The organism is Moorena sp. SIO3I6, from assembly GCF_010672095.1.
Genome location: NZ_JAAHHU010000086.1, coordinates 13793 through 27890, shown reverse-complemented (window position 1 = coordinate 27890; position 14098 = coordinate 13793). Strand labels below are relative to the sequence as shown.

Below are 14098 nucleotides of genomic sequence, written 5' to 3'. Positions count from 1 at the left end.
CCGGTCGTGAGTTAAGCAAGCGGTTTGAGCGACTGGCAGGCACGACGCTTCCTGGCAGTGGCGATAACTTTATCAATTGGATTCACCGAGACGACATTGTTCAGGCCGTGGAATTTGCCCGACGAAATCGTTCCCAAGGTATCTACAACCTAGTTAACGACATCAAACTCACGACGCGGGAGGTGACTGATAAAATATGCGATCGCTACAATCTCCCCAAAGTGTTATGGGATTCTTCACAACCTAACTTCCGAACCAATAACGCCCGGGTAGATAATCAGAAGTTGAAAGTTGCTGGTTATGAGTTGATTCATGCCGAAACCTTGATTTAAGCAACACCAGCCAGAGACGCAATCCTGATTTCAAGCTCTTCAAGCCATCGCGGATCCATTTTCAGTCTCAGACAGCCAGGGTGGAAAGTACTGGAAATCTCAGGATTGCGAACTTTCATTTCTACAGTTTTATTGCTACAGTTTCATTCCAAAAAAGAAGCCCCAGGATGAAGAACTATCCGAGCTGGAGCGAATCTATAACCCCGTGCTCTCCCTGAGAGCCCATTTGTATTGAAGATGTGAATCGCCGCCTCAAGGTCTTCAAGATTCTACGAGAGCTCTCATGGAATTAAATTATGACATCAGTTGATAATTGCTTAAAGCCCTGCTATATTATTCTTCCAGAGAAGCAAGGGAGAGTTAACAAACTCCCTGGCCATACCAAGGGCAATAAAGTCTTACCTCAACTTGATTTTGTTGATTATGCATCTTCTTCAAAGCGGACTTCCTAAAAGTGGAAATTTTTGGTTATATCAAATTATTCGCAATATTTTTTAAAAAGCAAACTTAGAAGAGAAAAGCTTTATTAAAAACCAACCAATCTATAAACTTGCCCAAACTTGGGATATGAGCGTTCGAGGACAAGTTAATATTAATTTTTTAGATATTACTGAAACTGCCTTGTTTTATAGAATTAGCAATATTTTCAGATATCCTGTAGATGACATAGACAATTATATTGATAGCTGTACTTTTGTTTGGACTCATTCTCAATTGAATTCTAAATGTCGAGAGGTTTTTCCTAAATTTGATAAGCTGATTTATATTATTCGAGATCCTAGGGATGTTGCAATTTCTTGGTCGAATTTTGTCTTTAGTCCCTATATGAAAAGATATTATCCGTTTCTAACTGATAATGAAATAAATCCTCAAGTGTATTTAACTAATCGCTTAAACGATATTATCTCCGATTGGGTTAATCATGTTAGTGACTATTTAAACTATCGAGATGAGTTTAAAATTTATATTGTTTTTTATGAAAACTTCGTTCAAGACTTTGATAAAGAATTACAAAAACTATTAAATTATTTAGAGATAGAACTTAATAAAGTAGAACTTGATGAAATTAAAAATAAAGTTAAGTTCACTACCATGAAGCAAGAAAATCCTAATCATGTTAGAAAAGGGAATAAAGGACAATGGTTAGAGATTTTTTCTGACGATCAAAATCGACAAGTATTAGAATTAGCTAAACCGTTACTGCAAGTTTTAAATTATCCAATTAATCGAGAAGAATCTTTACCGCAATTAACCCAAGGATTCTCAGAAACGTTTAGTTGTAATTTTGGAAAAGTTTCGTTATTAATTCCCACGCCCCATTAAACTCTATTAGGTGGATCGGGTGGATCTAACTCCCTACTCCCTATTCAAAATTTCTGGTAGAATCCCATCACACAATTTGCGATCGCTTTCACTCAAGGTCGGATTATGGTTCAAATAGTCACTGATCCAATAGCACCCCTTCACCAATAAATCCTTTAAATCAGAGGTTAAATCACAGGTAGTGGTATGACTTCCCCTGGTAACTATCCCCTGTCCAGGTTTTACATCTACAACTGTATTCCCATTAATCGGTCCACCAACAGTTTTGATTTCTGTACCATCGATATTCCAGATTTTAGCAGTACCATCTTCACTGACCGATACTAACGTATGACCGTCAGCCAGGAAACAGGCATTGCACACAGGAGCAAGATGTCCTTTTAAGGTTTTGAATTCCTTACCATCACGAGTCCAAAGCTTTACTGTTCTATCAGCACTAACTGAAGCAATAATTTGACTGTCAGGACTAAAAACAACACCTCTAACTCCTGCTTGATGTCCTTGTAAGGTAGTGATCAGTTTACCATCCAGACTCCAAAGTTTCACCGTTTTATCAGCACTAGCGGAAGCCATAATTTCACCATCCCCACTGAATCTCAAACAGACAATTTTTAGACTATGGGCTGGAATCGTATCGATTAAGCTACCATCGAGATGCCAACGTTTAATGGTTTTATCTTCTCCTGCGGAAGCCAGCATCTGACCATCCTGACTGAATCTAATGGTAAGGATTTTAGCAAGATGACCGTTGAGAGTATTTAGCAGTACTCCGTTATCCTGTCCATACTTATCATCAATCCCCCACAACTTGATGATTCTGTCATTACCCGCAGAAGCCAGGATTTTACCATCAGGACTAAAACTTAGACTCCTGATACTCAGACCATGGGCTGGAAAGGTTTGCAGTAAGGCTCCATTAAGATGCCAAATTTTAATGATACCATCCACACTAGCAGTGGCTAATAGTTTTGCTTTAGGACTAAAACTGACACTCCTGACACTAGCTTCATGTCCTGAAAATGTTCTGAGTAATGTGCCGTCTAGACTCCATAGTTTGACTGTTTTATCTTCACTAGCTGAAGCATACTGCTGACCGGTAGAATTAAAACAAAAGCCGATAAGTTTACCAGTATGGCTTTGCTGAGTATTCAGTCCAATGCCCTTGAGACTCCAAAGTCTGATAGTTTTATCTACACTAGCAGAAGCCAGTAGCCGTCCATCGGGACTGAAACTTACCCCACACACAGACCCTTTGTGTCCTCGGAAAGTCTTGAGCTTATTCCCATCAAGGTTATAAAGTCGAATGCGATTATCTTTACTGGCTAGTGCTAATAGTTGACCATCGGGACTGAATCTAACCCGATAGACTGGCAAGCCATAATTATCGATGGAGTTGAGTTCTTTGCCATCTATATTCCAGAGTTTAGCGGTACCGTCCCAACTCCCGGAAGCCAGCATCCGACCATCTGGACTAAAGCAGACACTCAAGACACCCCTAGCATGACGATTGAAAATTTTGGGCCAACTACTGTCTAAATTCCAGAGTTTGATAGTGCCATCTTCACTAGCGATCGCAAGGGATTGACCATCAGGACTAAAACTAATCCCAAAGTTAGCAGGACCAAACCTGGTCAGGGTTTTAATCCGAGTACCATTAGGATGCCACAGCTGGATCGTGCCATCTTTACTAGCAGCAGCAATGGTGTTACCATCGGGACTAAAACTAATGTTGAAAACTTGGTTTTTATGACCTCTGAGAGTTTTCAGTAACTTGCCATCCCGTTGCCAGAGTTTGATGGTGCTATCAGCACTAGCAGAGGCAAACATTTCACCATTGGGACTAAAGCTAATGCTAAACACTTGCTCCTTGTGACCCCGACAGCTTGCCAAAGCTTTCCCATCAATTCCCCAAATCTTGATGGTGCCATCTTCACTAGCAGAGGTAATTAGTTTACCATCAGGACTTAAACAAACACCAAATACTCCCGCATCATGTCCTTCCAAACGATTGCACTCTTGCAAGTTATTGATAATTTCCTGAAGCTGATTCACTTGTTGCTGTTTAATCTCACGAGTAACCTCTGTGGTGAGTAATCGTTTCCCAGCTTTTACACTAGCGACCAATGCTCCTAACTGGTCGTGGGAAGACAGTAGAGCTTGAGACAGAGAACTCAGGGCTTTAATTTCTGCAATTTCTGCTCGTCTTCGTTCCTCTTGTTCTTGATGAAGTGCTTGCTTTAGTTCTTCTTTGGTCAGTTTTAACTCCGCTAGGATTTGAGGCTCTTGTCCTTGGCGAATAAATGATACTAAATAATCATGAACTAACTGATAACGATCAGCAGGATATTCTGGCAATTCAAATACTAAACCAGAACCCACTAACACCTCCATTACTAAATCCAGTTGCTCCTCTTCTAAGTCCAAATCTTCAGCTAATTCAGCCTGAGTTTTTAGCGGTCGCATCCCGTTTTCATCGGTCAGTAAATATAAAACAAGTTTAGTGATTCGTTCGTTCTCTTCACCACAGTCTTTAATAGCTGTTTCTAGGTATCGTTCAACCAGTTTTTCCTTCGGACCTTTGGCTAGATAATCTGCTAAGGTGGTAATTTTTTCGGCTTGGAGCTGAGCTCCTACCACTTGCAACTCAATGGGGAGCACCTCATTGGTATCTCCTGCTAAATCCTTGACTAGAGCATCGGTTAGGGTTGGCTCTAGAGAAAATGCCGTGTGTTCCGTTAAGCTTTTAATAACTGATTTAGTTTGCTTTGGGGAAAAGTTACCGAGATAGTAAAGAATCGTTTTATCTAAAATATTGTTGTTAATGACATCTAATTGAATTAGACGGTTACACTCTAACAAGTAATGAAGGTCATCTTCTCTAAGGGATAAAATAATTTTAACATAGGGAATATTCAAACAGATCTTCATAAATTCATATAAAACCATTCGTTGCTTTCTGTCTTTAGCCGCAAAGAAAAATTCTTCAAATTGGTCAAAGACTAAAACCACTAGGATATTGTATTCTGTTATTTCCCAGAATGTCTTGAGAATTGCGGCTGTTGTTTCTAGAGTATTACCATGATACTTAATCAGTTTTTTTTCTGCCAGAGACTTGGCTAAGGCTTTTCCAAATTCGGGAATCCAATCGGTATAAACTTGCTGGAAAACCGTTAATACCTCACGGGAGCCAATGGTTTTTTGTTTCAAGGTGGGAATTAACCCAGCTTGGACAAGGGAACTTTTACCTACTCCTGATTGACCATAAATTACCGTTAGTTTATGGTCACTACGGCCCATACGTTGCATTAAGCGATTGACATCCCCTTGTCTACCAGAGGCCGCAATGGCTGGGGTCACAGAATTGTGGTAGTCTAGATTCGGTAATGCTGGGTTAGTTACCTGTTGTTTCGGCTGCAATCGACCAGCACCAATAAAGGCTCGAAAATTGTACTGCTGCTCAATGGAGCGTCGTTCTTGTTTAACCCTAAAAGCAGTCAAATAGTTACCTTGTTGCCAGTAGCACTGGCGCAGTTCTTCTAAAATCCGAATGTAAAGGTCTGGATCATACTGGGGTTTGGTTCTGGCTTTGGCCGTTTCCAGAGTTGTCAGACTGTCTTGGATTTTAGCTTGCTGCTGTTGCTGTTGCGATCGCTCAGCCCCACCAAGCGATCGCGCGGCCCCACGATGCGATCGCGCTAGAGACAATAAATACCAACCTTGGTGAAATGAGCGCTCCCAATCACAATCGGTATCGAGTGAGCATGAGGTTGGTGTACAGAATTCAGACAATGCCTGTTCTAAGATTAACAGAGCCTGTTGGGCTAACTGTTGCGCGTTAGTCCAATCAGATTTCCATAAGGCGACTTCTGCTAAAAAGCCATAGGCTCGCGCTAGTCTAAAGGGATTACCATAGGTTTGATGGATAGTCAAGGATGTGTTAGCAACTGCTTCCAAGTCATCCCACTGTCCCAGTCGTTGCAGTACCTCTGCCCAAGCATTAATAAACTTGGCAACTAAGTCTGGTCGCTCAGCCTGTTTAAAGACTTTAATACATTGCTGATAATACTCTGCGGCATGACCACAAGCGACTTGATGTTCAGCCCGATGTCTCTCAGCATAGGTACGCCACCATAATCCTAAATAGTACAGTAAGCATCCAACCCGCTCTGATGAGGAGGTGAATGTTTGGGGTTTTTCGTCGGTTGCCCTGGCCTCTGGCTCAATCTCCTGCCAAAGGGCTAAACTACTTTGATAATGTTCCAGAGACTCTTGTGATGACCCATCAGCGGCACGACCCAAAACAAATTCTAAGCTGGCTTCTAACCGTGGGTCTAATCTGACGTTACGATGTTTTAGCTCATTCTGGGCTGACTTTAACTCCGTGCGGCGAGTCGAACCAATGCCCAAATTCAGGTCATCATTGTCTAGAAATCTGCCAGCACCAGAGTTTAATACTTTGCCATAGACCTGATTGACCGTTTGCTCAATAAAATCAATTAACTCATCCGTTGCCATCTCAAAGCCAATGGGAGTAGCAGCCCAACTGGTGAAATCTGGTGCTACTCGCCTCAGCTTGTGCTGGACCTGATCGGTTACCCATAACACCAGGGGGAAGGGGAAGGTTTTGCGAAATTCATCCCGTGCATTATTGGTAGAAACCAATAGCCGATCAATATCCCTGACTAATTCCAAATTGTGAACAATAAGGGCATCGGGTAGTTCTGAAGTAAGTTCCGCTTGAACATTGCTATAGAGGTTAAGAGCCGATGAGGCCAAAGCCCTGGAGTGAAACTTAATCTGGTAGCGTTCTGTCAGTTGTTGTGTTAAGCGCTGCCGCAATGATTGATAATTACAACGGGCTAAAATCAGAGAAAATTGTCCCTGAGAAAATGCGATCGCCCGTGCTAGCATTCTTAATGATTCATTGTTATTGCCATTGAAATCTTTGGGTTGGAGCGTCATATTTATTCCAACGGTTGTGCTTCTGCCAGAATCTGATTTACGCCCTGACCATCCCCTCTGCTGATCTTGGTAGCCATGGAGCGCGTTCATGGGGGGGTTTCTACCATTATTGACTACTGCAAACCCTTAGGGTTTCCACCGTTGGGCAACGGTTTTGGTTTCCAAGGGTAGTGCGTTCGCGTAGCGTGGCCGTTCGCGTAGCGTGGCCGAAAGGCCAAAAGGCCAGACAAGGGTTTGATAGGGATCTTCACCCTTTACTCGCCTTTGCTGCAACACCTGAAACAGTAATTCCCATTATTTACCAGTAACCGCTGGCACCTGAATCTTCCGTTGCTTTCTGATTACCTTTTCCAAGCAACGACCTCTAGGAAGTTGATCTATTATACCACATTTTTTTTGTTGTTCGCGTAGCGTGGCCTTTTGGCCAAGATTGGTTGGTTGAAGGTTGGTTGGTTGAAGGTTGGTTGGTTGAAGGTTGGTTGGTTGAAGGTTGGTTGATTGAAGGTTGGTTGGTTGAAGGTTGGTTGATTGAAGGTTGGTGGGTTGAAGGTTGGTGGGTTGAAGGTTGGTTGATTGAAGGTTGGTTGGTTGAAGGTTGGTTGGTTGAAAGTTCAAGGTGGTTTGGTAGTTTGGTAGTTTGGTGGTTTGGTAGTTTGGTGGTTTGGTAGTTTGGTTCTGGGTCGGATTACGATATCAGATCATAGCCGTTGCCATAGGATCTGATATGGTAGGCAAGGTTAGAAGAATATCAGTTTTCACCGCAATAGTTTAGGAGTGAAACCATGGCACTAGTTAATTCGACAATGTTGCCCTTAGGTACCAAAGCACCGGAGTTTCAGTTACCGGATGCAGTGTCTGGCGAGACGATTTCCTTAGAGACCTTTGCGGGTAAGCAGGGGTTACTGGTCATGTTTATCTGCCGCCATTGTCCTTTTGTTAAACATGTACAGGGAGAATTGGCCAAGCTAGGGAAAGACTATGCCGATGCTAATCTCGGTATGGTGGCGATTAGCGCTAATGATGCGGATAATTACCCAGATGATGCTCCCGATAAACTTAAGGAAATGGCTCAGGAGCTGGGATTCACCTTTCCCTTCTGTCATGATCAGACTCAGGAAACGGCTCAGACCTATACAGCTGCTTGTACCCCAGATTTTTTTCTATTCGATGCTAACCAGGAGCTGGTTTACAGAGGTCAATTGGATGATAGTCGTCCTAGTAATGGTATACCAGTTACGGGTAAGGATTTACGAGCAGCTATTGATGCGGTGCTAGGGTCGCAACCGGTGAATTCTGAGCAAAAGCCTAGTATTGGTTGCAATATTAAGTGGAAGCCGGGGAATGAACCAGCTTATTGTGACCACTCCTAGATCAAATCAAAGATTATGATGTAGGCTTCCCAAACTCACGAATGAGACTTGCTGCTCCTCGATATCCTGTATCGATTTCCCACAGCCATTGAGCGGCAGTCCAACCGCCATTAATGCACGATTCAGAATGTTGATGCCACTGTTCCAATCGCGGTCAATTTTAACTTCACAACTGGAACAATAATGAACGCGCTCACTCAAACTTTTTTCAACCCTAGAACCACAATTGAAACACTCAATACTTGTCCCCCGTGGGTTAACTTTCTGGACTAACAAACCGCGTTTGACCGCCACTGCTTGTAAGATTTCGAGAAATGACCCCCACGCTGCATCATGTATTGATTTGGCTAGCTTAGTTCGAGCAAGTCCCTTGATATTCAAATCCTCATGGGCAATCAGGTCATATTTACTACACAGCCAGTGAGCAACCTGATAGTGAAACTCCTTTCGGCAACGGGCTAAATGAAGGTTCAATAAAGCCACTTTATTCTTAGCTTTTTCCCAGTTCTTAGAACCCTTAACACGACGCGACATTACTTGTTGAGCTTGAGCCAGTCTGTTTTGAGCATTCCTATAGAACTGTGGAATAGGGACAGCTTCGCCGTCAGATGTGGTTAAAAATTTTTCTAAACCAACGTCGATACCGACAGCAGATTTAACCGAATCCACAGGTAACAGCTCAGGTACGGTATCATCTTTCATTGAGATACAACAATACCAACCATCAGCCTTTTTGATGATGGTACATTGCTTAAGAGCAAACCCATCAGGTAATTGTCGGTGCATTACCACAGGCATTGACCCAATTCGACTTAGTTTTAAAACACCATTAATCAGGTGTGCCCCTGCTCTAGAATTGTTGACCCTGGGAAACACAAATGATCTGAGATCTCCAGGTTTTTTAAAACGAGGTCTACCGCCCCGAAAACCAGTGGCATCTGGTTTTCGCCATCTATCCCATGCTTTGTTAAGCCGTTGTAGGTTAACCTGCTGAGTTTCTGCGTAGATTTGTTTGTACTCAGGAAATAGCCGCTTAGTTTCCTTAAGAGCTGCCTGTTGGGTGTAATAGTTTACCGCTTCTGGAATTTCACCAATCGCCTCACTAATCAAGCTACATCTATCAATCGGTGAACGAGTCCGATTGAGCCAATCAAGGCGTTGTCCTAAAGCATAATTCCAGTGACGGCGCAACAGTTCAAGCCACCTTTCCATGATAGCTATCTGTTCGGGGCTTGGCTTGATTCTGTAGCAGTAAGTTATTAGCATAGTTTTATTGTAGCACTTATCGTAAAATCGTGAAAGGCAATAAGATAAACTTCGACTAATTCACTTTCTCCTCCTTGCAGTTGCTAAAGAAGAAGGATGTAGCCTAGAATCTGTTGAAGATACTGATTCAGAAGTACGTTTTCTGAATCAGTATCTTCAACAGAAGCTGTGATCTGGTCTCCTCAGGCAGATCACGAGGCAGTTCAAGCCTTGTCAGATCTTCTGGTAGCAGCACAGGAAGCAGCCAATGGTTGATGGTCAACGTTTTATATTTACTAAAGACTGGATTATTCTTCGGGATTGGGAGCAATGGGCTGTGAGATCATGTTCGGATAATTAGTGATAAGAAACCTTCTCCGATTAAACCTTACTCCTTTCCTTCTGCCTTCTGACTTCTAGCTTATGCTTTCCTTCTGGTTTCCTTGTGCCAAATCCTTGTGCCAAATTGTAAGTATTCAACCGGACATGATATCGAATGTTTCTGCTGTTTTAATAATAGTTATACTTAACGTTGCTAGTAGGTAGCTGTCACCAGATCAAAATTATATCAAATAACTTCCATTAATATACACTCCCTTCAGATCCATTTATTTGGTTTAGTGCCCATACATTTTGAAAAGCTTCCCTAGCTAGTTGATCAGTTCTAGACTCTATATCTTTAACTTCCCAAATACTTTTGTCTCCATTCTTTTCAACAAATTCCTGAACAATTCGATAATCAGATTTTTTATAGGTAGGCATTTTTTCAGATAGTCGTCTTGTACCAGCATCTCCATTTAAGCTCTCACCTATTGGAAGAAGATTCCCGATCATTCCAATTTTGTTTTTATCACCAGAAGATTGAGGAAGAATATGTTCAAGAGTAAGATCTTCAGGATAAAACTCATTGTTTTTTCTATAATAGAGCTCCATTTTAATGAATATATACTTAATTAACTTATTCTGTTTTGTACATGAATTGGTAAATTTTAGCTTCCTGAACTTATCTAAAAATATAGCTTCGCTAGGAAGCCTATCTGTAAGCATTTCAATTAAATCATTTATGACTTTTGTTGCCTCTCTTTTATTGCTAGACTCGTGTAAAAGGCGAGCTGCCTTCGAATATGCCCCTTCAACTCCGGATGGACGCATTGAACATATTGCATTAAATGCAAAATGGAAAGATTCAATTTTTGTTAGAGTATCAATTAGTAAAGATTGTGTAATTTTTTTGCTTTATTTTGCCAAAAACAAGGAAATTAAAAACGGTCTATTAATTGAAATTTTAAAAGTATTTAGAGCAAATAAGCTATTAAAAATAGGTTTTTGATCAGCCTGAGTCCAGTCAATAGTTTGAGGTGAAGATATTTTTATATATAATTCACTCGTAGAATGAAGATCTTTTAAAAAGAGTTGTGGAACTATGTCTCCAGATTGCAATTTCTTTCTAAATTCCTTATATAAATTTCTTTTGCTTGTGTACTTATGCTTTGTCACCCACCAATGAAGAACATAGTCTTCTAAACTAGTGTTTGTCTCTCTCTGAGCTAACCTGTTGGATATTTCATCCCATTGTTCTTTTGCGAAATCAATAGGATACTGATCATCACACTCTGCCAATACTTTGTTTTTGATTAAGTCAACTGGACTAAGATTTATTCCTCTCGCATTTAAAATTTCAAAAATTATATATGCTTGATCAAGATCAAGTACATTGACTCGAATAACCTTTAAACTATCAATAATCTGATCCAAAAGTGCAAATAAGCCTTTGGTATATTCTTCATTGTCTATTTTATCCTTTTTGAATATACATTTAGATATATTGTCAATTGATAAGAGGCTTTCAATAGTATCGTAGGAATCTTTAATTCTCTTATCTTCATCTGTAGTGGCGGAACACTCATGAGGTTGTAAATCTTGGACTAGTAGAGAAAAATAATTGCTCTGGCTACTCTTATCAAGCTTTTTAAATTCTCTTCCTCTTCGATCAGTACCTTTTATATAATTGTTAAATGCTGAAGTGGCCGATGCTTCTTCTCCAACTTTTTTTAGTTTCCTGGAAATCAATGAAATTAGCATCGTAATGATGGTAATTCTTTGCTGACCATCTACAATTTCGATATCGAAGCTCTCATCACTTCCTGCAAGCACCAAGGTACCTAAAAAATATTCGCTACAAGTTATTTTACCATTTATTTCCTCCAGATTAGCTACAATGTCATCCCATAGCTCTTCGATCTGTTCCTTTGTCCAGGAGAATTCTCGCTGATAACGAGGTATAACATATTTTTTACTTTGAGATAAAAGGGTATTAATTGTTATTGGTTCAGCCTGAAAATTCATTATTGTATCACCACTAAATTCATTGATTATTTGATATTATCTATTTTTACAAACGGCTGGATTACCGTTTCAATATTTATATTATGACATTTATAAACTTTTGGGATATTATATAACATCTTATATAACAACAACTCAATTATATAGTAATCTAAAAAAAAGTGATATTTTTATAATTTTATAAGTTATTTTTCGCTTTTTTTTTAAATCAAAATTCATAAAAATAGTTAAACACCGACAATTTTATAGGATCCTAGTTAAGGTTTTCGAGACTGTTTACAAAGTAAATATTAGACAGCTATAGTTTTTACTATTGGTGGGTTACGGCGGACAGCTCTCTTAAAAAGTGAGCTTCTACAGTAGTCGCCGCCTAACCTACCCAACCCTTTGGATTTAAGCAAAGTCTAACAAACAGTTTTTCATCTGTCAAAAATAACCTATAAGTCCAAGCAGTTGTTGTGTTATCCACCACATCAATGCTTAATCCTGGAGATTCACATTAAATATTATACTCCTCTGCCCATTTCTTTAGCTCCTCCAGAAATCTCAGGGCTGTGCGACCAAAATCTGTGATCTCATAGGCCACAGCAATGGGCTTGGTACTGATTACGTTACGGTTGACTAGGCCCGTATCCTCCATTTCTCTAAGTCGCTGGGTCACCATTTTTTTGCTAGCTCCGCCGATCTGGCGCGCTAGATCGTTGAATCGCATCGGGCCATCCTTGAGATGCCAAAGAATCGATCCTTTCCATTTGCCACCCAAAATCCGCATTCCACGCTCGATTGGACAGGGGCTGAGACAGGGGTCAATGGCCTTCTTGATGGCATCACTATCGGTTTTGATGTCGATGTCACTATCAGTTTCGATGTCAATGCTGTGTTCGCGTAGCGTGGGCCTATGCCCATCGCTATCTATTTCCATGTCCATGAAGGAACTCATATTTTATACCTGGTTACTAAACGTAGACTAGTTGACTATCGTAACTTAAATTTTTACCATGAAGCAATACATGAAGCAATAACTGTACACATTATCTGATGGGAGGAAGTAGTCTGATGAAAACCCTGCTTTTGATTTTGGGCAAAGAGACTAAGGAGTTCGCTAAAGGCCGCTACAATCAAGGTCTTTTCGAGATAGCGGTGGAGATATTGAAAGATCAATACGAGCTACTGACCACTGTTGTGGAAGACGGCTACAACATTCCAGAGGAGATTGCGAAATTCAAGCAAGCTGATACGGTGATTTTTCAGTATCCCGTGTACTGGTTCATGATGCCGTCAACTTTGAAGCGTTACATAGACGATGTCTACGCCTATGGTGAGTTTTTCGGGCACAGTAATGGCTCATACGGATCGGGTGGCCTGATGAATGGCAAGAAATTCATGCTGTCTACTACATGGAATGCGCCCGCCGACGTCTTTAATAATCCCAATAGTTTTTTTGAAGGACTCTCACTACAAGAGGTGCTGCTGCCCATGCGTAAGAGCCATGAGTTTTGTGGCTTCGAGGAATTGCCCCATTTCGCGTGCTACAACGTCATCAAAAATCCACAATTTGACGCTGACCGAGAACGGTACATCAGTCACCTAAAGATGGTGTTTCTTGACCCCGACCATGATTTAGGTGTTGAAGTGGCGAAGCCTCTGTCTGCTCCGTGCTCCAAAGCTCATTAAAACTAACTCAAGCGTCAATATCTCATCCAAAGAAAAATCATGACGAAACAAGCTGAGATTCATCTTTACACTGCATCGACTATGAACGGATGGAAGCCGCTGATCTTTCTTGAAGAAGCAGAGGTGGACTATGAGATGACCTATATTGACTTTTCCAAAAAAGAACAGAAATCAGACTGGTACAGATCTCTTAATCCCAATGGGCGCATCCCGACCATCGTGGATCGTGGTAATGACGATTTTGTGGTTTTTGAGTCGGGTGCGATTCTTTGGTATCTAGCTGAGAAATATCAAAAGTTCCTTCCCGAGGGGGAAAAAGCTCGATCCCAAGCGCTTCAGTGGCTGATGTTTCAGATGAGTGGCATTGGACCGATGATGGGTCAGGCGATGTACTTTCAGCGGATTGCAGAACCTCAAGGGCATCGTGATGAATTTGCCATCAAGCGCTATGGGTCAGAATCACGAAGGCTACTGGAAGTCTTGGATCAGCAGCTTGAGGGGAAAACTTACATCCTTGGCAATGAGTTCACTATTGTAGATATGGCCACTTATCCTTGGGCACGAGCTTATTACTGGGCGAAAGTATCGGTGGATGGGCTGAAAAACCTTCAAGGCTGGTTTGACCGTATTGATGCCCGACCTGCAACTCAACGGGCACTAGAGCTCCCTAAACCCTTTCCTGCCTTTTTTGGAAAAGGGGATGTGGCTGCGGCAGAAGCTGCTAATTCCGCACGTTTTCAAAGTGATATTAAACCATAAGCCATGGATGATGGAAACAAAAATTAACACTCGGGGAAATAAAAATGTGATAAAATCCTAGTCGTTGATCAGGGAAGATTGGGCAAA

Annotated in this window: 12 protein-coding genes and 1 pseudogene; 6 read left to right on the top strand and 7 right to left on the bottom strand. The window is 41.2% G+C overall.

All coding sequences use genetic code 11. From position 1 onward, the window contains the following. The 3 genes and pseudogenes from F6K49_RS22455 to F6K49_RS22445 form a co-directional block, all read left to right on the top strand. Positions 1–332: pseudogene (locus F6K49_RS22455) on the top strand (SDR family NAD(P)-dependent oxidoreductase); the annotation flags it as partial. Positions 333–628: 296 nt separating this feature from the next. After that, positions 629–784: a hypothetical protein gene (locus F6K49_RS22450; protein WP_293100261.1), complete on the top strand. Its 156-nt coding sequence runs from the start codon at positions 629–631 to the stop codon at positions 782–784. A gap of 115 nt (positions 785–899) precedes the next feature. Beyond that, entirely contained in the window at positions 900–1655 is a 756-nt protein-coding gene (locus F6K49_RS22445; RefSeq protein ID WP_293100258.1) for a sulfotransferase domain-containing protein, read from the top strand. Positions 1656–1688: 33 nt separating this feature from the next. Here F6K49_RS22445 and F6K49_RS22440 read toward each other — a convergent pair whose 3' ends face one another. From F6K49_RS22440 to F6K49_RS22430, 3 genes are all read right to left on the bottom strand, one after another. Beyond that, positions 1689–6617, bottom strand: coding sequence for a hypothetical protein (locus tag F6K49_RS22440; protein WP_293100255.1), 4929 nt, complete (start codon positions 6615–6617; stop codon positions 1689–1691). A gap of 126 nt (positions 6618–6743) precedes the next feature. After that, on the bottom strand, positions 6744–6890 hold the full coding sequence (locus tag F6K49_RS22435; protein WP_293071002.1) for a hypothetical protein: 147 nt from the start codon (positions 6888–6890) through the stop codon (positions 6744–6746). A gap of 21 nt (positions 6891–6911) precedes the next feature. After that, on the bottom strand, positions 6912–7232 hold the full coding sequence (locus F6K49_RS22430) for a pentapeptide repeat-containing protein (protein WP_293100252.1): 321 nt from the start codon (positions 7230–7232) through the stop codon (positions 6912–6914). Between the two features lie 167 nt (positions 7233–7399). Here F6K49_RS22430 and F6K49_RS22425 point away from each other — a divergent pair, with 167 nt between their 5' ends. Further along, on the top strand, positions 7400–7987 hold the full coding sequence (locus F6K49_RS22425) for a thioredoxin family protein (protein ID WP_293100248.1): 588 nt from the start codon (positions 7400–7402) through the stop codon (positions 7985–7987). A 6-nt stretch (positions 7988–7993) separates the two neighbouring features. On the opposite strand, the gene F6K49_RS22420 is transcribed toward F6K49_RS22425, so the two are convergent. The 4 genes from F6K49_RS22420 to F6K49_RS22405 form a co-directional block, all read right to left on the bottom strand. Next, the gene (locus tag F6K49_RS22420) at positions 7994–9253 is read right to left on the bottom strand and encodes a transposase (protein ID WP_293100245.1); all 1260 of its coding nucleotides are present in this window, start codon (positions 9251–9253) and stop codon (positions 7994–7996) included. 561 nt (positions 9254–9814) lie between these two features. Then, a complete protein-coding gene (locus F6K49_RS22415) occupies positions 9815–10384 on the bottom strand; it encodes an HNH endonuclease family protein (protein WP_293100241.1) in 570 nt (189 codons plus the stop codon). An 84-nt stretch (positions 10385–10468) separates the two neighbouring features. Further along, the gene (locus F6K49_RS22410) at positions 10469–11578 is read right to left on the bottom strand and encodes a DUF262 domain-containing protein (RefSeq protein ID WP_293100237.1); all 1110 of its coding nucleotides are present in this window, start codon (positions 11576–11578) and stop codon (positions 10469–10471) included. A 499-nt stretch (positions 11579–12077) separates the two neighbouring features. Then, complete coding sequence (locus F6K49_RS22405; RefSeq protein WP_293071008.1) at positions 12078–12518, bottom strand: helix-turn-helix domain-containing protein; 441 nt, start codon at positions 12516–12518, stop codon at positions 12078–12080. A gap of 116 nt (positions 12519–12634) precedes the next feature. On the opposite strand from F6K49_RS22405, the gene F6K49_RS22400 reads away from it, so the two are divergent. Together F6K49_RS22400 and F6K49_RS22395 are read left to right on the top strand one after the other, a co-directional pair. Beyond that, positions 12635–13252: an NAD(P)H-dependent oxidoreductase gene (locus tag F6K49_RS22400; protein ID WP_293080056.1), complete on the top strand. Its 618-nt coding sequence runs from the start codon at positions 12635–12637 to the stop codon at positions 13250–13252. 39 nt (positions 13253–13291) lie between these two features. Beyond that, positions 13292–14011, top strand: a complete 720-nt coding sequence (locus F6K49_RS22395; RefSeq protein WP_293071012.1) for a glutathione S-transferase family protein — start codon at positions 13292–13294, stop codon at positions 14009–14011. Positions 14012–14098: the final 87 nt, after the last annotated feature.